The 24,968-nt window shown below is 57.0% G+C and carries 24 protein-coding genes; 13 read left to right on the top strand and 11 right to left on the bottom strand.

Going from position 1 to position 24,968, the window contains the following annotated elements; genetic code table 11:
- Positions 1 to 144: 144 nt before the first annotated feature.
- Positions 145 to 1,647, bottom strand: a complete 1,503-nt coding sequence (gene rhlB, locus RGV06_RS09690) for an ATP-dependent RNA helicase RhlB (protein WP_019822003.1) — start codon at positions 1,645 to 1,647, stop codon at positions 145 to 147.
- A gap of 84 nt (positions 1,648 to 1,731) precedes the next feature.
- A complete protein-coding gene (locus RGV06_RS09685; protein ID WP_322149888.1) occupies positions 1,732 to 2,388 on the bottom strand; it encodes an alpha/beta hydrolase in 657 nt (218 codons plus the stop codon).
- Between the two features lie 420 nt (positions 2,389 to 2,808).
- On the opposite strand from RGV06_RS09685, the gene RGV06_RS09680 reads away from it, so the two are divergent.
- From RGV06_RS09680 to RGV06_RS09665, 4 genes are all read left to right on the top strand, one after another.
- On the top strand, positions 2,809 to 3,840 hold the full coding sequence (locus RGV06_RS09680; protein WP_322149887.1) for an amino acid ABC transporter substrate-binding protein: 1,032 nt from the start codon (positions 2,809 to 2,811) through the stop codon (positions 3,838 to 3,840).
- A 65-nt stretch (positions 3,841 to 3,905) separates the two neighbouring features.
- On the top strand, positions 3,906 to 5,087 hold the full coding sequence (locus RGV06_RS09675) for an amino acid ABC transporter permease (protein WP_019822006.1): 1,182 nt from the start codon (positions 3,906 to 3,908) through the stop codon (positions 5,085 to 5,087).
- A gap of 10 nt (positions 5,088 to 5,097) precedes the next feature.
- On the top strand, positions 5,098 to 6,195 hold the full coding sequence (locus tag RGV06_RS09670; RefSeq protein ID WP_046810060.1) for an amino acid ABC transporter permease: 1,098 nt from the start codon (positions 5,098 to 5,100) through the stop codon (positions 6,193 to 6,195).
- Positions 6,196 to 6,208: 13 nt separating this feature from the next.
- Complete coding sequence (locus RGV06_RS09665; protein WP_019822008.1) at positions 6,209 to 6,973, top strand: amino acid ABC transporter ATP-binding protein; 765 nt, start codon at positions 6,209 to 6,211, stop codon at positions 6,971 to 6,973.
- 40 nt (positions 6,974 to 7,013) lie between these two features.
- Here the strand turns inward: RGV06_RS09665 and RGV06_RS09660 are convergent, their stop codons facing one another.
- Both RGV06_RS09660 and RGV06_RS09655 read right to left on the bottom strand, forming a co-directional pair.
- Positions 7,014 to 7,484: a type II toxin-antitoxin system MqsA family antitoxin gene (locus RGV06_RS09660; RefSeq protein ID WP_019822010.1), complete on the bottom strand. Its 471-nt coding sequence runs from the start codon at positions 7,482 to 7,484 to the stop codon at positions 7,014 to 7,016.
- On the bottom strand, positions 7,481 to 7,792 hold the full coding sequence (locus RGV06_RS09655; protein ID WP_322149886.1) for a type II toxin-antitoxin system MqsR family toxin: 312 nt from the start codon (positions 7,790 to 7,792) through the stop codon (positions 7,481 to 7,483). Before RGV06_RS09655 ends, RGV06_RS09660 begins: the two co-directional genes overlap by 4 nt.
- Positions 7,793 to 7,957: 165 nt before the next feature.
- Between RGV06_RS09655 and RGV06_RS09650 the strand changes: the two genes are divergently transcribed.
- The 4 genes from RGV06_RS09650 (at position 7,958) to RGV06_RS09635 (ending at position 10,762) form a co-directional block, all read left to right on the top strand.
- Positions 7,958 to 8,617 carry a FadR/GntR family transcriptional regulator gene (locus RGV06_RS09650; RefSeq protein WP_019822014.1) on the top strand — a complete coding sequence of 220 codons (660 nt, stop codon included), beginning with the start codon at positions 7,958 to 7,960 and terminating at the stop codon, positions 8,615 to 8,617.
- Complete coding sequence (locus tag RGV06_RS09645; RefSeq protein ID WP_019822015.1) at positions 8,607 to 9,926, top strand: CynX/NimT family MFS transporter; 1,320 nt, start codon at positions 8,607 to 8,609, stop codon at positions 9,924 to 9,926. The genes RGV06_RS09650 and RGV06_RS09645 overlap by 11 nt, the downstream gene beginning before the upstream one ends.
- 66 nt (positions 9,927 to 9,992) lie before the next feature.
- Positions 9,993 to 10,463 carry a nuclear transport factor 2 family protein gene (locus tag RGV06_RS09640; RefSeq protein WP_046810059.1) on the top strand — a complete coding sequence of 157 codons (471 nt, stop codon included), beginning with the start codon at positions 9,993 to 9,995 and terminating at the stop codon, positions 10,461 to 10,463.
- Between the two features lie 2 nt (positions 10,464 to 10,465).
- Positions 10,466 to 10,762, top strand: a complete 297-nt coding sequence (locus tag RGV06_RS09635; RefSeq protein WP_416194557.1) for a GIY-YIG nuclease family protein — start codon at positions 10,466 to 10,468, stop codon at positions 10,760 to 10,762.
- Here the strand turns inward: RGV06_RS09635 and RGV06_RS09630 are convergent.
- Together RGV06_RS09630 and yejK are read right to left on the bottom strand one after the other, a co-directional pair.
- The gene (locus RGV06_RS09630) at positions 10,728 to 11,078 is read right to left on the bottom strand and encodes a glutaredoxin family protein (RefSeq protein ID WP_019822021.1); all 351 of its coding nucleotides are present in this window, start codon (positions 11,076 to 11,078) and stop codon (positions 10,728 to 10,730) included. The genes RGV06_RS09635 and RGV06_RS09630 overlap by 35 nt on opposite strands.
- Positions 11,078 to 12,082, bottom strand: coding sequence for a nucleoid-associated protein YejK (yejK, locus tag RGV06_RS09625; protein ID WP_019822022.1), 1,005 nt, complete (start codon positions 12,080 to 12,082; stop codon positions 11,078 to 11,080). The genes RGV06_RS09630 and yejK overlap by 1 nt, the downstream gene beginning before the upstream one ends.
- Positions 12,083 to 12,468: 386 nt before the next feature.
- Between yejK and RGV06_RS09620 the strand changes: the two genes are divergently transcribed.
- Complete coding sequence (locus RGV06_RS09620; RefSeq protein ID WP_003440137.1) at positions 12,469 to 12,750, top strand: HU family DNA-binding protein; 282 nt, start codon at positions 12,469 to 12,471, stop codon at positions 12,748 to 12,750.
- A gap of 123 nt (positions 12,751 to 12,873) precedes the next feature.
- Here the strand turns inward: RGV06_RS09620 and rlmF are convergent, their stop codons facing one another.
- From rlmF to RGV06_RS09595, 5 genes are all read right to left on the bottom strand, one after another.
- Positions 12,874 to 13,890 carry a 23S rRNA (adenine(1618)-N(6))-methyltransferase RlmF gene (rlmF, locus tag RGV06_RS09615; protein WP_019822028.1) on the bottom strand — a complete coding sequence of 339 codons (1,017 nt, stop codon included), beginning with the start codon at positions 13,888 to 13,890 and terminating at the stop codon, positions 12,874 to 12,876.
- 98 nt (positions 13,891 to 13,988) lie between these two features.
- Positions 13,989 to 16,835 (bottom strand): valine--tRNA ligase, encoded by a 2,847-nt coding sequence (locus RGV06_RS09610; protein WP_019822030.1) that lies wholly within the window; start codon positions 16,833 to 16,835, stop codon positions 13,989 to 13,991.
- Between the two features lie 244 nt (positions 16,836 to 17,079).
- Positions 17,080 to 17,469: a DNA polymerase III subunit chi gene (locus RGV06_RS09605; RefSeq protein ID WP_322149883.1), complete on the bottom strand. Its 390-nt coding sequence runs from the start codon at positions 17,467 to 17,469 to the stop codon at positions 17,080 to 17,082.
- A 7-nt stretch (positions 17,470 to 17,476) separates the two neighbouring features.
- Entirely contained in the window at positions 17,477 to 17,905 is a 429-nt protein-coding gene (locus tag RGV06_RS09600; RefSeq protein WP_019822033.1) for a DNA polymerase III subunit chi, read from the bottom strand.
- Positions 17,906 to 17,988: 83 nt separating this feature from the next.
- The gene (locus tag RGV06_RS09595; protein WP_019822034.1) at positions 17,989 to 19,479 is read right to left on the bottom strand and encodes a leucyl aminopeptidase; all 1,491 of its coding nucleotides are present in this window, start codon (positions 19,477 to 19,479) and stop codon (positions 17,989 to 17,991) included.
- A 309-nt stretch (positions 19,480 to 19,788) separates the two neighbouring features.
- Here RGV06_RS09595 and lptF point away from each other — a divergent pair, with 309 nt between their 5' ends.
- From lptF to lepB, 4 genes are all read left to right on the top strand, one after another.
- Entirely contained in the window at positions 19,789 to 20,907 is a 1,119-nt protein-coding gene (gene lptF, locus RGV06_RS09590) for an LPS export ABC transporter permease LptF (RefSeq protein ID WP_019822037.1), read from the top strand.
- Positions 20,900 to 21,961: an LPS export ABC transporter permease LptG gene (gene lptG, locus RGV06_RS09585; RefSeq protein WP_019822039.1), complete on the top strand. Its 1,062-nt coding sequence runs from the start codon at positions 20,900 to 20,902 to the stop codon at positions 21,959 to 21,961. Before lptF ends, lptG begins: the two co-directional genes overlap by 8 nt.
- A gap of 161 nt (positions 21,962 to 22,122) precedes the next feature.
- Positions 22,123 to 23,922 carry a translation elongation factor 4 gene (gene lepA, locus RGV06_RS09580; protein ID WP_019822041.1) on the top strand — a complete coding sequence of 600 codons (1,800 nt, stop codon included), beginning with the start codon at positions 22,123 to 22,125 and terminating at the stop codon, positions 23,920 to 23,922.
- 5 nt (positions 23,923 to 23,927) lie between these two features.
- Entirely contained in the window at positions 23,928 to 24,782 is an 855-nt protein-coding gene (gene lepB / locus RGV06_RS09575; protein WP_019822043.1) for a signal peptidase I, read from the top strand.
- Positions 24,783 to 24,968 lie beyond the last annotated feature (186 nt).

Genomic DNA, 24,968 nt, shown 5'->3' with positions numbered 1-24,968 from the left:
GTTTTGAATTGAAAGTTTTTTTGCATTTGTATCAGGCAGGTTAATTTGGGCTTGACGCAGTGTCGCAAAATCCAGGAGCACGAGTTTTCAGTTAAACCGTGCTGTCAGCCTTTGCGAAAACTGCGCAGCCCATCACACATTCAGTCAAGCAGTTGCATCCGGATCGTGGGGCTTGCGTACGGCCCGTACAACGGGGCGCAGCAGTTCGGTCGGGGGTGTTTCGCAGCTGATTTTGCGTCCCAGCAAGGCTTCGATCGACGGCAGTTGATACGAGTCGTCTTCACCGGCAAAGCTGATTGAAACGCCGCTGGCGCCAGCGCGGCCGGTACGGCCAATGCGGTGTACGTAGTCGTCGGGCATTTCGGGCAGGGTGAAGTTGATCACGTGACTGATGCCGTCGATGTGAATCCCTCGGCCTGCCACGTCGGTGGCCACCAGCACGCGAATCTTGCCTTCGCGAAAACCTTCGAGGGTCTTGATGCGTTTGTGCTGCGGCACATCACCCGACAGTTGGGCTGCGTTAATGCCATCACGCACCAGACGCTCTTCAATACGGCGCACTTCGTCCTTGCGGTTGGCGAAGACGATGACCCGCTCCCAACCGTTGTCGTTCACCAGGTTGAACAGCAATTTGTACTTGTCGGCACCGGCAACGGCATACACGTGCTGCTCAACCATGTCGCTGGCGACGTTGATCGCCTCGATTTCGACGATGGCAGGGTCGGTGGTCCATTGCTTGGCCAGGTTCATCACGTCCTCGGTAAAGGTCGCAGAGAACAGTAGCGTCTGACGCTCGGCTTTCGGTGGCGTCTGGCGAATGATCTGGCGTACTTGTGGGATGAAGCCCATGTCCAGCATGCGGTCGGCTTCGTCGAGCACCATCACTTCGACCATGTCCAAATGCACTTCGCCGCGCTGGTTGAAGTCCAGCAGTCGGCCCGGAGTCGCTACCAGGATGTCGCAATGACGCGCTTCAAGCTGCTTTAGCTGCTTGTCGAAGTCCATGCCGCCAACGAATGTCATGACGTTGAGGTCGGTGTACTTGGTCAGGTCGGCCGCGTCTTTGGCGATTTGCACTACCAGCTCACGGGTCGGCGCGATGATCAGTGCGCGCGGCTCGCCCATGTAACGCTCTTTGGGCGGCGGGGTCTGGGTCAACTGGCTGATGATGGAGATCAGGAATGCAGCGGTTTTACCGGTACCGGTCTGGGCGCGGCCAATGGCGTCGCGACCGCTCAGGGTATAGCCCAATACTTCAGCCTGGATCGGAGTGCAGTAGGGGAAACCGAGGTCTTGAATGGCGTGCATCAGCTCAGGGGTGAGCTTGAAATCGTGAAACCGGACCTTGCCTTCTTGTGGCTCGACTGCAAAGTCTTCGAGTTTCCAGGGAATGACCGGTGGCTTGGGTGCCACGTCGCGCCGTGGTTTTGCCGCTTTTGGTTTTTCGACGCGTGGTTGTTCAGCAGCGGGTTGTGCGTCAGGGATGGTCACCGGCGCAGGGGCTGGAGCAGATGCAGGAGCAGAGCGGCCAGGCTGTTGCGCGTCGGTTCGCGGGCTGGGGTTGCTCGCAGGTGCGATGGATGCTGGCGCGAGCGGCTCAGCCTCGCTTTTACCGAATATTTTTTTGAGTGCTTTGAGCACGGTCATCTCATCAGTTGGTTAAGGAGTGTACGCCGGGCAGTGTAATGCAAGTCGGGTGCTCGGCGTAGTGAACGACAGGATGTTTCGGTTTTAGCCCAGGCGTTTCGCCAGCCAGGCACCGATGTCGCGAATTTCTTCGGGTAACACTTCATGGCCCATTGGGTATTCCTGCCATGTAACCGCTACGCCTGCAGCTTTCAATCGCTCATAAGCTGTACGGCCCATGGCGTTTTGAACCACTTCGTCGTACTGGCCATGCAAGCAGAGGGCCGGGATGCGTTGTTGGCTGGCTGACAATGGCAGCACTTCGCTGAAGGTGGGGGCATAGGTGGAGAGGGCAAGTACGCCACCCAATGGACCCTGCCATTTCAGGTAGGCGGTGTGAAATACCACGGCGCCACCTTGGGAAAACCCGGCCAGAAAAATCCTGTTGGAGTCGATACCGCTCTGGCGCTGGGCTTCGATCAATTGAATGACCATGTCAGCTGACTCTTCCAGCTCTTCTTCGCTGATGGAACGGGCAGGGCTCATGGCCTTGATGTCGTACCAGCTCGGCATGGCATAACCGCCATTAATGGTCACCGCGCGGGTCGGTGCCTGTGGCAAAACGAAGCGAGTGGTCAGGAGCGACTGTTGCAGGATTTCGGCCACCGGCAAGAAGTCATAGCGGTCGGCACCCAAGCCGTGGAGCCAGATAACACAGGCGTCTGCGGTCTTTTGGGGTTGGATGACAAGAGGTTGGGTCATGAGTGCTCCATCGTTGTGCATGTGCGCAAACCGGGTGCGCTACAAATGTGCTTGATCGGTTAAAAATTACAGAAAATGTCGCCTGCTTGAACGTTTTTTCCTGCATTACCTACTGAACTTACTTAAGCAACAGGAGTGGTACGCGCTTTGCTTTGTGGACAGGGACGTGAATGCGTTTCCCTTCGGCGGTAACACTAACAGGCTACCGCCGATGGGGGGACAGCAAAAATCCCGAGGTTGAAGTTAGACAAGGAATTCAACAGCTCAAGTGAGCGCTTCAGTTTGACGGTTCGTGCGATGCACCCATCGCTCAAGACTTATGCCGCTTGACCCAATAAAAAGCCAACACGGGTCAACAGTGCCTCACAAGGGGGCGGCGGGTCTTGTTCAAACACAACAAAAGCATCACTGGAGGTTTGAATGAAGCAGTTGAAATCCACCCTGGCTTTGGCCACCGCAGCCATCGTGCTACTCAGTGCCAGTGGTTTTGTCCACGCAGGCGCAACCCTGGACAGCGTTAAAAAGAAAGGGTTTGTGCAATGTGGCGTCAGTGACGGATTGCCGGGTTTCTCGGTGCCGGATGCCACTGGCAAGATTCAGGGTATTGATGCAGACATTTGCCGCGCAGTGGCCGCCGCTGTATTTGGCGATGCAAACAAGGTCAAGTTCAGCCAGTTGAATGCCAAGGAGCGTTTCACTGCCCTGCAGTCGGGCGAAGTGGACGTGCTGTCGCGTAACACGACCTGGACCAGCTCTCGTGACGCGGGCATGGGCATGGTGTTTGCGGGCGTGACTTATTACGATGGCATTGGCTTTTTGGTCAACAACAAACTGGGGGTTAAAAGTGCCAAGGAACTGGACGGTGCAACCATCTGTATCCAGGCCGGTACCACCACAGAGTTGAACGTGTCGGACTACTTCCGTGGTAACAACCTCAAGTACACCCCAATCACTTTTGACACCTCCGATGAAAGCGCCAAGTCGCTGGAAAGCGGCCGTTGCGACGTGTTGACCTCCGACAAGTCGCAGTTGTACGCACAGCGCAGCAAGCTGGCCAACCCGAACGACTACGTCGTATTGCCTGAAACCATCTCCAAGGAGCCGCTCGGCCCTGTCGTACGCAAGGGTGACGAAGACTGGTTCAGCATTGTGAAGTGGACCCTGTTCGCCATGCTCAATGCTGAAGAGGCGGGCATCACCTCCAAAAACGTTCTGGCTGAAGCCAAGGCGACCAAAAACCCTGATGTGGCCCGTTTGCTGGGTGCTGACGGCGAATACGGCAAAGACCTGAAACTGCCAAAAGACTGGGTGGTACAGATTGTCAGCCAGGTCGGTAACTACGGCGAAGTCTTCGAGAAAAACCTCGGCAAAAATACTCCTTTGGCCATCGACCGCGGGCTGAACGCTCTGTGGAATAACGGCGGCATTCAATACGCACCACCAGTGCGCTGATAGCCCTTTCACCCGGCAGGCCAACTGCCGGGTGATGTTGTCTGATCCATTTTTAGGGGCACTTCATGCAAATTAAAGTCGGCGCACCCAAGCCAAGGTTCAGCCTTGGCGATCCACGTGTGCGTGCGTGGTTATTTCAGCTCATCACCGTGGCGCTGGTGGTTTTCATGGGCTGGTATCTGTTCAACAACACCCAGACCAACCTGCAGCATCGTGGCATTACTTCGGGTTTTGACTTTCTTGAACGCAGTGCCGGTTTTGGTATTGCGCAGCATTTGATCGATTACACCGAATCCGATAGTTACGCCCGAGTGTTTCTGATCGGTTTGCTTAACACGTTGCTGGTGTCCGTCATCGGTATCGTCCTGGCGACGGTTCTGGGCTTTATCATCGGTGTTGCTCGCTTGTCGTCGAACTGGATGATCAGCAAGCTGGCGACGGTGTATGTCGAGATCTTCCGCAATATCCCGCCTCTGCTGCAAATTCTCTTCTGGTACTTCGCGGTCTTCCTGACCATGCCGGGGCCACGCAACAGCCACAACTTTGCCGACACCTTTTATATGAGCAGCCGCGGTCTGAACATGCCCGCAGCTGTTGGCACCGAAGCCTTCTGGCCATTTGTGGGCAGTGTGGTACTGGCTCTTGTTGCCGTCGTGCTGATGGTTCGTCGAGCCAACAAGCGTTTCGAAGAGACCGGCGTGCCGTTCCACAAGTTTTGGGTCGGGCTGGCTCTGATGCTGGTGATTCCTGGCTTGAGCATCGTGTTGTTTGGCACTCCGGTGCATTGGGAAATGCCAGAGCTCAAGGGGTTCAACTTTGTCGGAGGCTGGGTGCTGATTCCGGAACTGCTGGCGCTGACCATTGCGTTGACGGTTTACACCGCGGCATTTATTGCCGAAATCGTGCGTTCGGGGATCAAGTCAGTCAGCCATGGCCAAACCGAGGCGGCTCGCTCGCTGGGCCTGCGTCCGGGGCCGACGCTGCGCAAGGTGATTATCCCGCAAGCGCTGCGGGTGATTATTCCGCCACTGACCAGCCAATACCTGAACCTGGTGAAAAACTCTTCACTGGCGGCAGGTATCGGCTATCCGGAAATGGTTTCACTGTTTGCAGGCACTGTACTTAACCAGACCGGGCAAGCGATTGAAGTCATTGCCATCACCATGAGCGTGTACCTGGCCATCAGCATCAGCATTTCTCTGCTGATGAATTGGTACAACACGCGTATTGCGCTGATCGAGCGATGAGGACGGGACTATGACAACTCATGTTTTTAAACCCGACATGCCACCGCCGGGCAATCGCATCGGCATCGTTGCGTGGGCGCGGGCCAATCTGTTTTCAAGCTGGCTCAACACACTGCTCACCCTGTTTGCCTTTTACCTGATCTGGCTGATCGTGCCGCCGTTGCTGAGCTGGACGATCTTTGACGCCAACTGGGTGGGTAGCACTCAGGCGGACTGCACCAAGGAAGGTGCCTGTTGGGTGTTTATCCAGCAGCGTTTTGGTCAATTCATGTATGGCTATTACCCGACTGGACTGCGCTGGCGGGTAGACCTGACCGTGTGGCTGGCCGTGGTTGGCGCAGCACCGTTGTTTATCTCACGCTTCAAGCACAAGGCAATCTGGGGGCTGGGCTTTTTGGTGGTCTACCCGATTCTGGCCTTCACCTTGTTGCATGGCGGTTACTGGGGCCTGACCAACGTGGCCACCAGCCAATGGGGCGGCCTGATGCTGACGCTGGTCATCGCCACGGTGGGTATTGCCGGTGCCTTGCCATTGGGGATTTTGCTGGCGCTGGGACGACGCTCGGACATGCCGGCCATTCGTGTGGTGTGCGTGACTTTCATCGAGTTCTGGCGCGGCGTACCACTGATTACCGTGCTGTTCATGTCCTCGGTGATGCTGCCGCTGTTTCTGCCTGAGGGCATGAACTTCGACAAGCTGCTGCGGGCCTTGATCGGGGTGATTCTGTTCCAGTCGGCGTATGTGGCTGAAGTGGTGCGCGGCGGTCTGCAAGCCATTCCCAAGGGGCAGTACGAAGCCGCTGCGGCCATGGGCCTGGGATACTGGCGCAGCATGGGCCTGGTGATTTTGCCTCAAGCCTTGAAGCTGGTTATTCCCGGCATCGTGAACACCTTTATTGCCCTGTTCAAGGACACCAGCCTTGTAATCATCATCGGGCTGTTCGACCTGCTCAATAGCGTCAAGCAAGCCGCTGCCGACCCGAAATGGTTGGGCATGGCGACCGAGGGCTATGTATTTGCAGCGTTGGTGTTCTGGATTTTCTGTTTTGGTATGTCCCGCTACTCCATGCATCTGGAGCACAAGCTGGATACTGGCCACAAGCGTTAGGTAGGAGTGCGACATGAGTGAAGCAATCAAAAAGACTGCAAGCGCTGAAGGCATTATTCAGATGCAGGGTGTTAACAAGTGGTACGGCCAGTTTCACGTGCTCAAGGACATCAACCTCAACGTGCAACCGGGAGAGCGAATTGTGCTGTGCGGGCCCTCGGGCTCGGGCAAGTCGACGACCATTCGCTGCCTCAATCGCCTTGAAGAGCACCAGCAAGGGCGCATCGTGGTTGACGGTGTGGAACTGACCAACGACATCAAGCAGATCGAATCGGTACGTCGTGAAGTGGGCATGGTGTTTCAGCACTTCAACCTGTTTCCGCACCTGACCATTTTGCAGAACTGCACGCTGGCGCCGATGTGGGTGCGCAAGATGCCCCGACGCCAGGCCGAAGAAATCGCCATGCATTATCTGGAGCGGGTTCGTATACCGGAGCAGGCGCACAAGTTTCCGGGGCAGTTGTCGGGCGGTCAGCAACAGCGTGTGGCGATTGCCCGGGCGCTGTGCATGAAACCCAAAATCATGCTGTTCGATGAGCCGACTTCAGCGCTCGATCCGGAGATGGTGAAAGAGGTGTTGGACACCATGATCGGCTTGGCCGAAGACGGCATGACCATGCTCTGCGTGACCCACGAAATGGGCTTTGCCCGCACCGTGGCCAACCGGGTGATTTTCATGGACAAGGGCGAAATCGTTGAAGAGGCCGCGCCGAATGACTTCTTCGACAACCCGCAAAATGACCGGACCAAATTGTTCCTGAATCAGATTTTGCATTGATTGAACCGTTGTAGACGCAGCCTTAGGCTGCGGCTACAGGCTATTCGTGTCGCTGCTGTTGTTTTTGCACCAGCAGCGCATTGATATCGGTGCACTCGTTGATGGCCTGTAATTCCCGAACCAGTTCGGGATGGCGATCCAGCAATCGCATCAGCACAAACAAAGGTTTTGGTGGTTCGACCTCGGCACGTTCATAGCGGCTGAACGCATTGTGGCCACCCCCCGACAACAGCTGCACAGCACTTTTTTGCGTGAAGTGAAGTTTGCGCCGGATGCGCTTCATCTCATCAGCCATCACCTGTTTAGCATCTTCTATCAGTTCGTCTCCAGCCCGGGCATAACGCTCAGCACTGGGGGCATCGAACTCGATCTCTGCGCACTCTGCGCATTCATGGCCATTCAGGCTATGCACCATGCGGTTCATTTGCTTGAAATTCACATTGAAGCTACGCCCTTTGAAGGGGTGCATCGCGTTTGGTGCTGCGCAGGAGTAACAGTCATGTTTGCTCATAGGTCTTTTTCCTTGAAAGCGATGACTGGCGGCCCTCCACTCGGGCGATAAGTCACCTTGATATAAATGGCCAAGCCGTAGGCCTGTGCGTGATAAACGTCTTGCCAGACCCTGTGATCTGCGTGGGTCGACATCGACTTGTACAGCGCCCTGCGTTCTAAAGAAGCAATGACCCGCTGCATTTGGGCGAGGGTCAGGCCCATGGTTCGCCCGCCATCCAGGGCGCTTTTGGTAAACGCTACTGCGCCAAGCCGTAGTACATCGGCTTGTATGCACTGGAGGGTGTAGTGAGGTGTTTTCTTTTCCATAAGAGGCAGCCTCGATGCGCTTGAAATTACCCTTAAAGGGTTTTTTATTCAATGATTAATTATCATTTTTTTGGGGCTCTTGATCTGTAGTTGATTGCCGATGTGAAGACGTCTGGCTAACATGTCGGAAAATTCATCCTATGATTGGATGAAAGGGTGAATTCAATGACAGACGCTTCTCCACTCATAAAACGTTCGCTGGTTGATCAGGCGCTTGAGCAACTGCGTACGCGAATAAACAACGGCACCTGGGCAGTGGGGCAGCGTTTGCCGACTGAGCCGGAGCTTGCGGCGCAACTCAACATCAGCCGTAACACCGTGCGTGAAGCCATGCGCGTGCTGGCGTTCACCGGGCTGATCGAAATCCGTCAGGGCGATGGCAGTTACCTGCGAGGGCGTGTCGACCCGATGGACACGCTGCGTGCGTTGTCATCCTGCTCAATCGAGCAGGGCCGGGAAATGCGGCAAATTATTGAGGTTGAGGCCGTTGGCCTGGCGGCCTTGCGTCGTACGGATGAGGATCTGAGGCTGTTGCACCTTGCGCTGAACGCAAGTGGCGAGCATTACCACGGCGAACTCGATACCTACATTTGCTGCGACTTACTGTTTCACCAGCGGCTGATAGATGCCGCGCACAATCCGGCCTTGAGCGAGCTGTACCGCTACACCTCAAGCGTTGTGACCAATCATTTGCGCAAGACGATGGACGTTCATCCAAGGCGCCAATTGGTGTTCGACCTGCACGTCGAGTTACTTGAAGCCGTAGAACAACAAAACCCGCAACGGGCCATGGCGCTGTGCCGGACGTTGATCAATGAACCTTGAGCCGGAGCAAGCCATGACTCACCCTTCGTCAGTTGCCAATGCCAGCGTCGAACCCTCTCGCCATCTGGACGAGCTGGAGGAGTTGCTGATCGATGCTGAAATTGACGACGAACAGGTGCAGCAAACGCCCCCGGTCGTGCTGCGGCCGTGGTTGCTGTTGTTGGGACTGGTACTGGTGGCGCTGAACCTGCGTCCGGCATTGTCGAGCATGGCGCCGTTGCTGGGCGAGGTGTCGGACAGCCTGGGGCTGTCGGCGGCGCAGGCCGGTTTGTTGACTACGTTGCCGGTGCTTTGTCTGGGGTTATTTGCGCCTTTGGCGCCGATTCTGGCTCGGCGCTTTGGTACCGAGCGGGTGGTGCTGGGGATTCTTGTGACACTGGGCGGCGGCATCGTTCTGCGCAGTTGTCTGGGGGAGGTCGGGCTGTTTGCCGGGAGCATTCTGGCGGGCGCCAGTATTGGCGTCATCGGTGTGCTGTTGCCGGGCATCATCAAACGCGATTTCGCGGGACATGCCGGGACCATGACCGGTGTCTACACCATGGCCTTGTGCCTGGGCGCGGCACTGGCGGCGGGCGCAACGGTGCCACTGAGCGAGTCTTTGGGCCAGAGCTGGGCTATGGGACTCGGGTTTTGGGCGTTGCCGGCACTGATCGCGGCCATTTTCTGGTTGCCCCAGGTTGGCAAGCGTCAAGGCTCACACAACGTTGCTTATCGTGTGAGTGGCCTGCTGCGTGATCCACTTGCCTGGCAAGTAACGCTCTACATGGGGCTGCAGTCCTCGTTGTCCTACATCGTGTTTGGCTGGTTGCCTTCAATCCTGATCGGTCGCGGTTTGACCCCGACCCAGGCTGGTCTGGTGATGTCGGGCTCGGTCATCGTGCAATTGCTGACAGCACTGACGGCTCCCTGGTTGGCTACGCGGGGTAAAGATCAACGACTGGCGATCGTGCTGGTAATGATCATGACCCTGGCCGGATTGTTTGGTTGCCTGTATGCCCCCATCGAGGGTTTGTGGGGCTGGGCGATTGTGTTGGGACTTGGGCAGGGCGGCACGTTCAGCCTGGCTTTGACTCTGATCGTGCTGCGCTCGCGGGACGCTCATGTCGCGGCCAACCTGTCTGGCATGGCCCAGGGCATCGGTTACACCGTGGCATCCATGGGGCCGCTGGCGGTCGGGGTCGTGCATGAGGTGACGGGGGGCTGGAATGCCGTGGGCTGGATTTTTGCGGTGCTTGGCCTGGGGGCTATCGTTGCCGGGCTCGGCGCTGGCCGTTCCCTGTATGTGAATGTGCAGAGCGAGAAAATCTGAGGCCCATAGTGTTTCTGTTCATGGCAGATTATCGTGCTCGACTTACTGACCCGCACGGACCCTGCCATGAGCCAAGACCATCACGCATTGATCACTCGTTTCTACCAGGCCTTCCAGCAGCTGGATGCACAAGCGATGGCGGCCTGCTACACCGACGACGTGTTGTTCAGCGACCCGGTTTTTGGCGAGCTGCGTGGCCAGGATGCCGCAGACATGTGGCGCATGCTGACCTCCCGTGCCAAGGATTTCAGCCTGACCTTCGATCAGGTTCAGGCCCAAGGACAGCACGGCAGCGCACACTGGGTGGCAACCTACGTGTTTAGCCAGACCGGGGCTACGGTGGTCAATGATATTCAGGCGCAGTTTGTGTTTCGTGACGGCAAGATTTGCGAGCACCACGATCACTTCGACGTATGGCGCTGGGCGCGCCAGGCACTGGGCACCAAGGGCTTGTTGCTGGGGTGGACGCCACTGGTGCAGAACGCCATCCGGGCTCAGGCGCAAAAAGGGCTCAGAGCTTTTCAGGGCAGTCGTTGACGGTGAGCGAGAAACCCTGGTTTGTTTATCTGGTGCGGGCCGCCAATGGTTCTCTGTATTGCGGTATCAGCGATGACCCGGTGCGCCGCTTTGCCAAGCATCAAAGCGGCAAGGGCGCGCGCTTTTTTGCTTCAAGCCCGGCCGTAGCCCTGGTGTATGTCGAGTCCTGGTCTGATAGGGGCGAAGCCTTGCGCCAGGAGCGACTGATCAAAAAGCTCAGGAAGAGCGCCAAGGAATGCCTGGTGCAAAGCCAGGCGCAAGGGGTTATTTCAATGCCGCCAGTATCGCATCCGGCTTGAAGTCCCTGATCAGCGTGCCGTTCACGTCCAGTATCGGAATACCGCGCCCGCCCAGCGCTTCGTAAGCCTGACGGGCGACGGCGTCTTTCTCGATATCGAACTCCTTGAACGGGATGCCTTTCTCATCCAGAAACCGGCGCGTCGCCTTGCAGTAGCCACACCATTCGGTGGAATACAGCACCACCCGGGCGCTGGCCCGGGTTTGCTCGGAGACGGCCCCTGAGGGGTTGAGCATGCGTTCGATCTTGCCCCAGTTCTGGAAAATAACCACCACCACCAGAACAAACAGAACTTTCTTCAAAATACCGTTAAGCATTACTTGCTGCGCTTGAGCTGATCTAGCAGTTGGGTCGGCAAGCCCTTGATGACCAGCGTGCCGGCTTCTTCGTCGAACTCTACCTTGGAGCCCAGCAGGTGGGCTTCAAAGCTGATAGACAGGCCCTCAGCGCGCCCCGTGAAGCGGCGGAACTGGTTCAGGGTGCGTTTGTCTGCCGGGATTTCAGGCGACAGGCCGTAATCCTTGTTGCGGATATGGTCGTAGAAGGCTTTCGGACGCTCTTCGTCGATCAGCTCGGACAACTCTGCCAGACCCATGGGTTCGCCGATTTTGGCCTGGCTGCTGGCGTAATCGACCAGCGTCTTGGTTTTTTCGCGGGCGGACTCTTCGGGCAAATCTTCGCTTTCAACGAAGTCGCTGAAGGCCTTGAGCAGGGTGCGGGTTTCGCCCGGCCCGTCGACGCCTTCCTGGCAGCCGATAAAGTCGCGGAAGTATTCCGAGACTTTCTTGCCGTTTTTACCTTTGATAAACGAAATGTACTGCTTGGACTGCTTGTTGTTTTGCCACTCCGAAATGTTGATCCGTGCAGCCAGGTGCAACTGGCCAAGGTCCAGGTGACGCGAAGGGGTCACGTCCAGATCCGAGGTCACTGCCACGCCGTCGCTGTGATGCAGCAGGGCGATCGCCAGGTAGTCGGTCATGCCTTGCTGGTAATGAGCAAACAGGACGTGGCCGCCGACGGAGAGGTTGGACTCCTCCATCAGCTTTTGCAGGTGCTCGACTGCAACGCGGCTGAACGCGGTGAAGTCTTTACCGCCATCGAGGTATTCCTTGAGCCAGCCGCTGAACGGATGAGCACCGGATTCTGCATGGAAAAGGCCCCATGCCTTGCCTTGTTTGGCGTTGTAGCTTTCGTTGAGGTCCGCAAGCATGTTCTCAATGGCTTGAGACTCGGCCAGTTCAGAGTCGCGAGCATGAAGAACAGCGGGCGTACCGTCGGGTTTTTTGTCAATTAAATGAACGATGCAATGACGGATCGGCATGGGCTTCTCGGCGAGTAATGAGAGGACAGGGGGCGCACCCCGCAAAGGCGCCAAGTGTACCGCACCTGAGCCTCAGGTCGGTGTTTGGGGGGCTTGAGACCACCCGGTACGGTTTTTTTACGGTTTTAAGGCGATAAAGCTGACCAAATGGCTAGGTAGAGGCGGATATTTAACTGTCTCTGTGCTAGTTTTGCCCGGTCTTGCGCTCGGAAACGGCGTAAAGCGTGCATTCAGCATGTGTCAGGTCGAACCAAACCCCGTTTTTGCTATCTACATCCGCGATTCGTCGTGAAAGCTGGCGGGTGTGCCAGACCCTTGAGATCTGGCTCGATGGCTGACATTGCACTCTGCAAACCAAATGAATTTGATAGGGAAGGAACATCTCAATGGCTATTACTAAAGACCAACTGATCGCCGATATCGCTGAAGCCATCGACGCGCCGAAAACTACCGCGCGTAACGCTCTGGACCAACTGGCTCAGATCGTTGCTGATCAATTGGAAAATGGCGGCGAAATCACTCTGCCAGGTATTGGCAAACTGAAAGTGACCGAGCGTCCTGCCCGTACTGGCCGTAACCCTTCGACTGGCGCTGCCATCGAAATCGCTGCCAAAAAAGTTATCAAGCTCGTTGTGGCCAAAGGCCTGACTGACGCTGTTAACAAGTAAGACTGTTGTAAAAAAACCGCGCTTCGGATCACTCCGAAGTGCGGTTTTTTTATGGGCGCTGTTCCCGTAGCAGCCGCCTCGCGCAGCTCGGCAGCTGCTACGAGGTTTGGCGTATTTACACGCTTACTTCCAGTTCTTCTCGCGCCACAGCTGTTGCTGCTCTTTGTCATGGAATGTCCAGGCGACAAAGCGGCTTTGCTTGTTGCCCTGCGACATGTCCACCACCTGGCTTTCGCGGGCACCCGCTTTTTTCAGCGCAGTCTGGATGGCTGGCAAGTTCGAAGCCTTGGACACCAAAACGCTGAACCACAGTATTTGGCGACCCACCTGAATGCTTTCGCGAATCAGCTGAGTGACAAAGCGCTGTTCGCCACCTTCGCACCACAATTCGGCCGCTTGGCCACCGAAGTTCAGAACCGGTAGCTTGCGCTTGGGATCTGCCTTGCCCAATGCGCGCCATTTACGCTCACTGCCGCGCGTGGCTTCGTCCAGCGAGGCGTGGAACGGAGGGTTGCACATGGTCAGGTCAAAGCGCTCGCTGCTTTCCAGCAGGTCCAGCAGGATCTTCTGCGGGTTGGGTTGCAGGCGCAGGCTGATGGCTTTGTTCAGGCCGTTGGACTGCACAATCGCCTTGGCCGCTTTTACTGCTGTCGGGTCGACTTCGGTGCCCAGGAACTGCCAGCGGTATTCGCTATGGCCGATCAGCGGGTAGACGCAGTTGGCGCCCATGCCGATGTCCAGTACACGAACGTTTTGGCCTCGCGGGATTTCACCGTCGTTGATGCTGGCCAGAAGGTCGGCCAGGAAGTGCACGTAGTCGGCGCGCCCCGGTACCGGCGGGCACAGGTAGTCAGCCGGGATATCCCAGTGGGCAATCCCGTAGAACGCCTTGAGCAGGGCGCGGTTGAAGACGCGCACGGCGCTCGGGTTGGCGAAATCGATGCTTTCTTTGCCGTACGGGTTGATGATCACAAACTCCGCCAGCTCAGGGCAGACCGAAATCAGCTGCGGGAAGTCATAGCGGCCCTGGTGACGGTTACGCGGGTGCAGGCTCGGCTTGACGCGCGGCTCGACCGGCTTGGCTTCACCTGCAGGCTTGGGCTTGTGGCGTGTGGCTTTGGAAGTACGTGGGGTAGTCATGTTCAATTCATTCCACAAAAGCAATCGCGGGCAAGGCCGCTCCTGCAGAGTTAAACCCTGCGGGAGCGGCCTTGCCCGCGATCAGGTGCGCAGCGTGATTACAGGCTGGAAATCCGCGCGTGCTGGTCTGCCAATTTGCTCAAGGCCTGTTCGGCTTCGGCCAATTTGGCACGTTCTTTTTCGATGACTTCGGCCGGGGCCTTGTCAACGAACGCGGCATTCGACAATTTGCCGCCCACTCGCGCAACTTCGCCGTGCAAGCGCTGGATTTCCTTGTCCAGGCGCGCCAACTCTGCATCTTTGTCGATCAGGCCGGCCATGGGCACCAGCACTTCCATCTCACCAACCAGAGCGGTAGCAGACAGAGGGGCTTCGGCACCGTCTTGCAGCACGGTGATCGATTCGAGTTTAGCCAGCTTTTTGAGCAAGGCATCGTTCTCGGTCAGACGGCGCTGGTCTTCGCTGCTGACGTTTTTCAGGTACAACTGCAATGGTTTGCCCGGGCCGATGTTCATTTCGCCACGGATATTACGCGTGCCGAGCATCAAGCCCTTGAGCCATTCAATATCGTCTTCGGCCGCCTGGTCGATGCGTGCTTCGTTGGCCACTGGCCACGGTTGCAGCATGATGGTCTTGCCTTCAACACCGGCCAACGGCGCGATGCGCTGCCAGATTTCTTCGGTGATGAACGGCATGAACGGGTGCGCCAGACGCAAAGCAACTTCCAGTACACGGACCAGCGTACGACGGGTGCCGCGCTGACGTTCTACCGGAGCATTTTCGTCCCACAGTACAGGCTTGGACAGCTCCAGGTACCAGTCGCAGTACTGGTTCCAGATGAATTCATACAGCGCTTGTGCGGCCAGGTCGAAACGGAACTGGTCGAGGTGACGGGTCACTTCGGCTTCAGTGCGTTGCAACTGCGAGATGATCCAGCGGTCGGCCAGTGACAGTTCGTAGGCTTCGCCGTTCTGGCCGCAGTCTTCGCCCTTGTCCAGCACGTAACGTGCGGCGTTCCAGATCTTGTTGCAGAAGTTGCGATAGCCTTCAACGCGGCCCATGTCGAACTTGATGTCACGACCGGTAGACGCCAGCGAGCAGAAGGTGAAGCGCAGGGCGTCGGTGCCGTAGCTGGCGATGCCGTCTGCGAATTCGTCGCGGGTCTGCTTCTCGATCTTCTTCAGCAGTTTTGGCTGCATCAGACCCGTGGTGCGTTTGGCTACCAGGTCTTCGAGCTCGATGCCGTCGATGATGTCCAGCGGGTCCAGGACGTTGCCTTTGGACTTGGACATCTTCTGGCCCTGACCGTCTCGTACCAAACCGTGTACATACACAGTCTTGAACGGAACCTGCGGCGTGCCGTCTTCGTTTTTCACCAAGTGCATGGTGAGCATGATCATCCGGGCAACCCAGAAGAAAATGATGTCGAAGCCGGTAACCAGCACGTCAGTGGAGTGGAAGGTTTTCAGCGCGTCGGTTTTTTCCGGCCAGCCCAGGGTGGAGAACGTCCACAGACCCGAACTGAACCAGGTGTCGAGCACGTCGTTGTCCTGTTGCAGTGCAACGTCCGGACCCAGGTTGTTTTTAGCGCGGACTTCAGCTTCGTCGCGCCCTACATAGACCTTGCCCGATTCGTCGTACCAGGCCGGGATGCGATGGCCCCACCACAGCTGACGGCTGATGCACCAGTCCTGGATGTCGCGCATCCACGAGAAGTACATGTTTTCGTACTGTTTAGGTACGAACGCGATGCGGCCGTCTTCAACGGCGGCAATGGCAGGTTCTGCCAGCGGCTTGGTCGATACGTACCACTGGTCAGTCAACCACGGCTCGATGATGGTGCCGGAGCGGTCACCCTTCGGTACTTTCAGTGCGTGATCGTCGACGCTGACCAGCAGGCCGGCTTCGTCGAAATCAGCAACGATTTGTTTGCGCGCTTCAAAGCGATCCAGGCCAGCGTATTTGGCTGGCAGGGTACCGTCGATGGTTTCGTTGAGCTTGCCGTCGAGGTTGAACACCTGAGCAGCAGCCAGCACTTTGGCGTTTTTGTCGAAGATGTTCAGCAGCGGCAGGTTGTGGCGCTTGCCGACTTCGTAGTCATTGAAATCGTGGGCCGGGGTGATTTTCACGCAGCCGGTGCCGAATTCAGGATCGCAGTAGTCGTCAGCTATGATCGGGATGCGGCGGCCAACCAGTGGCAGCTCTACGAATTTGCCGATCAGAGCCTTGTAGCGTTCGTCTTCCGGGTTTACCGCAACGGCAGCATCGCCGAGCATGGTTTCCGGACGGGTGGTGGCAACCACCAGGTAATCCAGACCTTCAGCCGTCTTGGCGCCGTCAGCCAGCGGGTAGCGAAGGTTCCACAGGAAGCCTTTCTCGTCGTGGTTTTCAACCTCAAGGTCGGAGATGGCGGTGTGCAGCTTGGTGTCCCAGTTGACCAAACGCTTGCCGCGATAGATCAGGCCGTCTTCGTGCAGGCGTACAAAGGCTTCTTTCACGGCTTCGGACAGGCCGTCATCCATGGTGAAACGTTCGCGGCTCCAGTCTACGGACGAGCCAAGGCGACGGATCTGACGGCTGATATTACCGCCGGACTGATCTTTCCATTCCCAGATTTTATCGAGGAATTTTTCGCGACCCAGGTCGTGGCGGTTCAGACCTTGTGCTTCGATCTGACGCTCAACCAGCATCTGGGTGGCGATACCGGCGTGGTCGGTGCCCGGCTGCCACAGGGTGTTGCGACCCTGCATGCGGCGGAAACGGATCAGGGCGTCCATGATCGCGTTGTTGAAACCGTGACCCATGTGAAGGCTGCCGGTGACGTTCGGCGGCGGGATCATGATGGTGTACGGGTCGCCCGCGCCTTGCGGGGCAAAATAATTCTCTTCTTCCCAGGTTTTGTACCAGGAAGTTTCAATGGCGTGCGGCTGGTAGGTCTTATCCATGCGCGGCGGGACCCTATTGGCATTAATTCAGGAAAGCCGGCAAGTATAGCGGGGTGGGAGACGTAGGGCGAGTTGTGGTGTGGCCGGTGCGTATTTCGTAGCAGCGGCCGAGGCACGAGGCTACGTCCGGCGGCGCAGCCGTCGTCATATCAGAAGGGGCGGTCTTTCAGGTAGACCGCAATCTCAGGCTTTACGATCGCTGCGCAATCGGACGCAACCTTCGGCAGCTGCTACGCAGAGCGCTTTAGCTCTGATGCTGGGCGAGCAAGCGCTCCATGTGCGCATCGAGGCGGCGTTTGATCTCGGTTTCGATGTGCGGGGCGAAGTCGTTGATCACGTCTTGCATGATGGCCTGGGCTGCCGTGCGCAGTTCCTTGTCCAGGTGCACCAGCAGTGCATCCGGCGCTTTTTCAACGACGGGCGCCGGGGTAATACCGACCAGCGGTATTTGCGTCGGTATGGGCTCGACTTCCTCGCTGATCACGTCAGACAGCAGCGGAATCTGTGCATCGTCCTGGTCGACCATCTCCGTCAAGAGGGGCGGTTGCAGGCCCTCATCGCCGAGCAACTTGCGAATGGACTCAAGATCATCGAGCAGGTGTGCAGCTTTTTGCGGCGAATTAGAGGTGTCCATCGTGTGCTCAGAGTCGTTGTAACTTGTGGTCTTGCAGAGGATAGCCCTGTTCACGGTAGAAGCGGAAACTCTCCCGTGCGGCCAGTCGGACGGCGGGGTCTTCGACCACTACTTCGGCCACGCGGGCGAAGCGTTTGAAGAATTCGGGGACTTTGAGGTCCAGGTTGATCAACAAGTCCTGATGGCTTGGGGGCGCGTCTGCGCAGCCCATGACGACTACGCCGTCGGGTTCGTCTTCGGTGTTGCTGTGGGGCACGAAGCTTTCGCCCTTGAAGCGCCACAGGCGTTCATCCAGATCTTGGCGTTGAGCGTTGTCAGTGCAGTGCACATACACCCTGTGGCCAAGGCGCCAAGCCTTTTCGGTGAGTTTGCAGGCAAAATCCAGCCGCGCTGAAGGTTCGGCGCTGGGCAGGATATAAAAGTCAACCTTGGTCAACTCTGTGTGTGGTTCTGGGGTCATTGCGATTCCTGAATCGGGACTGCGCCGCCGTCAAGCGGCGCAGCCTTCGATTGTCAGCTTCAAGCGTTGGCGCGATCGAGCAGGTACTGGGTCAGCAGGGGTACAGGACGGCCACTGGCGCCCTTGTCCTTGCCGCCGCTGACCCATGCCGTGCCGGCGATGTCCAGGTGGGCCCAGTTATAGGCTTTGGCGAAGCGCGAAAGGAAGCAGCCTGCGGTAATGGCGCCGCCTTTGGGGCCGCCAATGTTGGCCATGTCAGCGAACGGGCTGTCCAGTTGCTCCTGGTATTCGTCGAACAATGGCAGCTGCCATGCGCGGTCGTCGGCCAGTTTGCCCGCTTCCAGCAGTTGGTCGATCAGTTCGTCGTTGTTGCCCATCAGGCCGGAAGTGTGAGCGCCCAGTGCAACCATGCAGGCGCCGGTCAGGGTGGCGATGTCGATTACGGCCTGGGGTTTGAAGCGCTCGGCGTAGGTCAGTGCGTCGCACAGCACCAGACGGCCTTCGGCGTCGGTGTTGAGGATTTCGACAGTTTGGCCGCTCATGGTGGTCACGATATCGCCGGGGCGTGCAGCGCCGCCGCTTGGCATGTTTTCGGCACACGCCAGGATGCATACCAGGTTGATCGGCAGTTTTAGCTCCAGTACGGCGCGCAGGGTGCCGAATACGCTGGCAGCACCGCCCATGTCGTACTTCATTTCATCCATGCCGGCGCCCGGCTTGAGGCTGATGCCGCCGGTGTCGAACGTAATGCCTTTGCCGACCAGTACAAACGGTTTTTCGGATTTCTTGCCGCCGGCATAGTTCATTACGATCAGACGAGGAGGCTGGTCACTGCCCTGGCCTACGGCGTAGAACGCGCCCATGCCCAGGTCCTTGATTTTCTTTTCGTCAAGAATCTCGACTTTCAGGCCTTTGAATTCCTTGCCCAGATCCTTGGCCTGTTCGGCCAGGAAAACCGGGTGGCAGATATTAGGTGGCAGGTTGCCCAGGTCGCGGGTGAACGACATGCCCGAAGCAATCGCCTGGGCGTGGGTCACGGCGCGCTGAACTTCAGCCTGTGCAGCCTTGATGGTCAGTAAGGTGATTTTTTTCAGGGCGCGAGGTTCGGCTTTCTGACTTTTGAAGCGGTCGAAGGTGTAGCCACCGTCGATCAGGGTTTCTGCCAGCAGGCGGTTCTTGCTGTAGCTGTCGCGACCCTTGACCACCAGTTCGTCGAGTGCGAACACCGCATCGCTGCCACCCAGGCCTTTTAATACGCCAAGTGCGCCGCTGATGACTTTACGGAACGGGCGGTCGCCCAGCTCTTCATCCTTGCCGGTGCCCAGCAGCAACACGCGTTCGGCCTTGAGGTTGGGCAGGCTTTGCAGCAGCAGGCTTTGACCGGTTTTGCCAGCCAGATCCCCACGTTTGAGGACTGCGCTGATAGCGCCGCCGGTGAGTTCGTCAATGACTTTGGCGGTAGGGCCCAGCTTGCGGCCTTCGCCGATGGCGACCACCAGAGTGGCGGTTTTCAACGTTTCTGGACTAACGCTTTTTACAACCAGTTCCATGTCGGGGTCCCTGAATCAAATGGTCAACATGCGCACAAACGATGTTGTTTGCTTGCTTGATAGATGAAGCGCTTCACCTGTGATTAAGGCTGGCGTCAAAGCGGGCAGTTTGAACCCCGCCGCAGGAGCCTGACAACCCCGGGGTTCGGCCAACTGAGTACTTTCAAGACTGCGCAGTGACAGGGGCGGTCATTCACAGGATAATGCGCCATCTTTTTAGACGGCCCGTCTCATCTATGATGGGGTATGGGCCGACTCGTTATGCTGCTTGTTTGGCCGCCTTAGCCTGACGACCCTGGAGTGTCTGGTTTGATCGTCTTCCGTTATCTATCCCGCGAAGTCCTGCTTACATTGAGCGCTGTCAGCGCTGTGCTGCTGGTCATCATCATGAGCGGTCGTTTCATCAAATATCTCGCTCAGGCCGCCTCAGGTGCCCTGGATCCGGGGTCATTGTTCCTGATCATGGGGTTCCGACTGCCAGGCTTCATGCAGTTGATCCTGCCGCTGGGGCTGTTTCTGGGCATTCTTCTGTCTTATGGCCGCTTGTATCTTGAAAGCGAAATGACCGTGCTGTCGGCCACCGGCATGAGTCGTCAGCGCTTGCTGGCCATAACCATGGCGCCCGCTACGCTGGTCGCACTGATCGTGGCCTGGCTCAGCCTGAGCCTGGCTCCCCAGGGCGCCAATGAATTTCAGCTGTTGCTCAACAAGCAGGACGCCCTGACCGAGTTCGATACCCTGGAAGCCGGTCGCTTTCAGTCGTTGAGTGATGGTACGCGGGTGACTTACACCGAAGAACTGAGCAATGACCGCAGCCTTTTGTCCAACGTCTTCATTACTCAGAAAAAGCTCGGCGAGGATGCCAAGGACCGTAGTATTTCTGTACTGCTGGCGCAAAAGGGTCGTCAGGAGATTCGCCCCGATGGCAGCCGCTGGTTGATTTTGGACAACGGCTATCGCTACGACGGCAACCCGGGGCAGGCCGATTACCGTGCGATCAAGTACGACACTTACGGTGTATTGCTGCCAAAACCGGAAGTCAGCAATGACGTGACCGATCGTGACGCGATCCCTACTCCTGACCTGATAGGCAATCCGGCCCCGCGTGCGGTCGCCGAGTTGCAATGGCGTATTGCCTTCCCGCTGCTGGTATTTATCGTGACTCTGATCGCGGTGCCGTTGTCGCGGGTCAACCCGCGCCAGGGGCGCTTCCTCAAGCTGTTGCCGGCCATTCTTCTTTATATGGGCTACCTGAGCATGCTGACCTGGGGTCGAGGCCTGCTTGAAGGTGGCAAGATCCCGCTGGCGCTGGGCTTGTGGTGGGTGCATGGCCTGTTCTTGGTCATTGGCCTGGGACTGATGTATTGGGAGCCGCTGCGCTTGAAGCTGGCAAGTCGCCGTAGTGCCGAGGAGATGGCCCGTGGTTAAGCTCGACCGCTACATTGGTAGCAGTGTGTTATTGGCGATTTTGGCCGTGCTGGGCATCATCCTGGGTCTGGCGCTGCTGTTTGCGTTGATCGATGAGATGCGCAGTATCAGCAGCAGCTACACCATTCTGGATGTGTTCAGTTTTGTCATGCTGACCGCACCGCGTCGCTTATATGAAATGTTGCCGATGGCAGCGTTGATTGGCTGCCTGATTGGTTTGGGCGGCCTTGCCAGCAACAGCGAACTCACCATCATGCGTGCTGCGGGCGTGTCCCTTGGGCGCATTGTCTGGGCCGTCATGAAGCCGATGCTGGTGCTGATGCTGGCGGGCGTGCTGATCGGCGAGTATGTGGTCCCGGCCACCGAGAACATCGCTCAGGCCAATCGTGCACTGGCGCAAGGTGGCGGTGATTCGCAAAGCTCCAAGCATGGTCTGTGGCATCGCCAGGGTGACGAGTTCATCCATATCAACGCTGTTCAGCCCAATGGGCTGCTTTACGGCGTGACCCGGTATCGTTTTGACAAAGACCACCAGATGCAGTCTGCGAGCTTTGCCATCAAGGCCCAGTACGATCAGGGTCAATGGCAGTTGAGTGACGTGAGCACTACTCTTTTTCACGGCAACAGCACTGAGGTCGTTAAAACGCCTGAAGAGCGTTGGGATGTGTCATTGAGCCCGCAACTGCTCAATACCGTGGTCATGGCTCCTGAGTCGCTGTCGATTGCAGGTTTGTGGAGCTACATCCATTACCTCAAGGATCAGGGCCTGAATAATGGTCGTTACTGGCTGGCTTTTTGGGTCAAAGTGTTGCAGCCGCTGGTAACGGCTGCGCTGGTGTTAATGGCCATATCCTTCATCTTCGGTCCGTTGCGCTCTGTTACCCTGGGTCAACGGGTGTTTACCGGGGTGCTGGTAGGTTTCGTGTTCAAGATCGCCCAAGACCTGCTGGGGCCTTTGAGCCTGGTGTTCGGTTTCTCGCCGCTGTTTGCGGTGCTGGTACCGGCCTCCATCTGTGCTCTGGCCGGTTTCTGGTTGTTGCGCCGGGCGGGTTGATGAGCGGGCATTGAGTTAATCAAGAGCCTCTATCTCGCGATAGGGGCTTTTTTGTAGGTGTCCATTGGCCTGTGAACGTGACGCTTGGCGAGAGGATCAGGTACAATTCCCGGCTATTTTTCGGCGGGCAGTCTGCCTGCGACTTTTTTGAGTGTTGACCCGTGAGTGATTTGAGTCATATCCGCAATTTCTCCATCATCGCCCACATTGACCATGGCAAGTCGACGCTGGCCGATCGCTTCATCCAGATGTGCGGTGGCCTGAGTGCCCGCGAAATGGAAGCCCAAGTACTGGATTCCATGGACCTCGAGCGTGAGCGCGGGATCACTATCAAGGCCCACAGCGTTACCTTGTATTACACGGCCAAAGACGGCATTACCTATCAATTGAACTTCATTGATACCCCGGGGCACGTCGACTTCACCTACGAAGTTAGCCGCTCCCTGGCAGCCTGTGAAGGTGCTTTGCTGGTGGTCGATGCGGGGCAGGGCGTAGAAGCCCAGTCCGTAGCCAACTGCTACACCGCCATCGAGCAGGGCCTTGAAGTCATGCCGGTGTTGAACAAGATCGACTTGCCGCAGGCCGATCCTGATCGCGTGAAGGAAGAAATCGAAAAAATCATTGGTATTGATGCCACTGATGCCGTGACCTGCAGCGCCAAAACCGGCCTGGGTGTCGACGAAGTGCTTGAGCGTCTGGTACACACCATTCCTGCGCCAACCGGTAATTACGAAGATCCGCTGCAAGCGTTGATCATCGATTCCTGGTTCGATAACTACCTGGGCGTTGTGTCCCTGGTTCGCGTGCGCCACGGCCGCGTGAAAAAGGGCGACAAGATTCTGGTCAAGTCCACCGGCAAGATGCACCTGGTAGACAGCGTGGGTGTGTTCAACCCCAAGCACACCGCTACCACCGACCTGAAGGCGGGTGAAGTAGGTTTCATCATTGCCGGCATCAAGGACATTCACGGTGCGCCAGTGGGCGATACCCTGACTTTGAGCACGACGCCTGACGTTGACGTGCTGCCAGGTTTCAAGCGTATTCAGCCTCAGGTTTATGCGGGCTTGTTCCCGGTCAGCTCTGACGACTTCGAAGACTTCCGCGAAGCCCTGCAAAAGCTCACGCTGAACGACTCGTCGCTGCAATACACCCCTGAAAGCTCCGACGCACTGGGCTTCGGCTTCCGTTGTGGCTTCCTGGGCATGCTGCACATGGAGATCATTCAGGAGCGCCTTGAGCGCGAGTACGACCTGGACCTGATCACCACGGCTCCAACCGTAATTTTTGAGCTGCTGCTCAAGACGGGTGAAACGATTTACGTCGATAACCCTTCCAAGCTGCCTGACGTGTCTTCGATTGAAGACATTCGCGAGCCTATCGTGCGCGCCAATATCCTTGTGCCCCAAGAGCACCTGGGTAACGTCATTACCCTGTGCATTGAAAAGCGCGGCGTTCAGCACGACATGTTGTTCCTGGGTACTCAGGTGCAAGTGACCTACGATTTGCCGATGAACGAAGTGGTTCTGGACTTCTTCGACCGTCTCAAGTCCACCAGTCGCGGCTATGCTTCGCTTGATTACCATTTCAACCGTTATCAGTCAGCTAATCTGGTCAAGCTCGATGTACTGATCAACGGCGAAAAAGTTGATGCCCTGGCACTGATTGTTCACCGCGATAACGCTCACTACAAAGGGCGTGCGTTGACCGAGAAGATGAAAGAGCTGATTCCGCGTCAGATGTTCGATGTGGCAATTCAGGCTGCTATTGGCGGCCAAATCATTGCGCGCTCGTCTGTTAAAGCGCTCCGAAAAAACGTACTGGCCAAATGCTACGGTGGTGACGTTAGCCGTAAGCGCAAGCTGTTGGAAAAGCAGAAAGCCGGTAAAAAACGCATGAAGCAAGTGGGTAACGTGGAAATTCCACAAGAAGCCTTCCTTGCAGTGCTCAGGTTGGATAGCTAGGTCCTATGTCACTAAATTTCCCGCTGTTGCTGGTCATTGCTGTTGCCGTGTGCGGTTTGCTGGCGCTGCTCGATTTGGTCTTCCTGGCTCCTCGCCGGCGCAAGGCCATTGCCAACTATCAAGCCAGCGTTACGCCGGTTGATATGCAGGTCGTCGAAAAGCTCAACAAGGAACCGTTGCTGGTTGAATACGGCAAGTCGTTCTTCCCGGTGTTGTTCATCGTGCTGGTGCTGCGTTCGTTTCTGGTTGAGCCGTTCCAGATCCCGTCCGGCTCGATGAAGCCGACCCTGGATGTGGGCGACTTCATTTTGGTGAATAAATTTTCGTACGGGATCCGCTTGCCGGTACTCGACACGAAAATCATCGAAGTGGGTGATCCGAAGCGGGGCGATGTGATGGTGTTTCGCTATCCAAGCGATCCGACAGTCAACTACATCAAGCGTGTAGTTGGCCTGCCGGGCGACAAGATTCGCTACACCAGCGACAAGCATCTCTATGTCAACGACAAGCCGGTTGCCGAGCAATTGGTGGGCGTCGAGGCTGGAACCCTGGGCAGTGCCGAGTTGTACAAAGAGAAGCTGGGCGAAGTCGAGCACATGATCCGCAAGGAAATGAGCCGCTATCGTGCGCCGCCTGACAAGGAGTGGACGGTTCCGGCCGGGCATTACTTCATGATGGGCGACAATCGCGACAATTCGAACGACAGCCGTTACTGGGATGATCCGAACATTCCCAAGGACGAGCTGGGCATGGTTCCCGACAAGAACATTGTCGGCAAGGCCTTCGCTGTTTGGATGAGCTGGCCGGAACCCAAGGCGAGCAACCTGCCGAACTTCTCGCGGGTTGGTCTGATCAAGTAGTCAAAAACGGCGCTGTTAATAACAGCGCCGAATGCTTTTCAGGCGTACGAATAAGTCGTATGCCTGAGTATTCAGGATGTGGATTTGAACAAAGCGTTAAGTGTGACGGCGGCGAACAGCCTGTTCCCTGTCCATTTGCTATGCGATAAACGAACATCACTGATCCCTAATATCGGTCCGGTGGTG

The organism is Pseudomonas sp. CCI3.1, assembly GCF_034313985.1.
In the GTDB taxonomy this organism is placed as follows: Bacteria; Pseudomonadota; Gammaproteobacteria; order Pseudomonadales; family Pseudomonadaceae; genus Aquipseudomonas; species Aquipseudomonas psychrophila.
The sequence above is the reverse complement of the archived record's forward strand: the minus strand, read 5'-3'. Positions and strand labels throughout refer to the sequence as shown.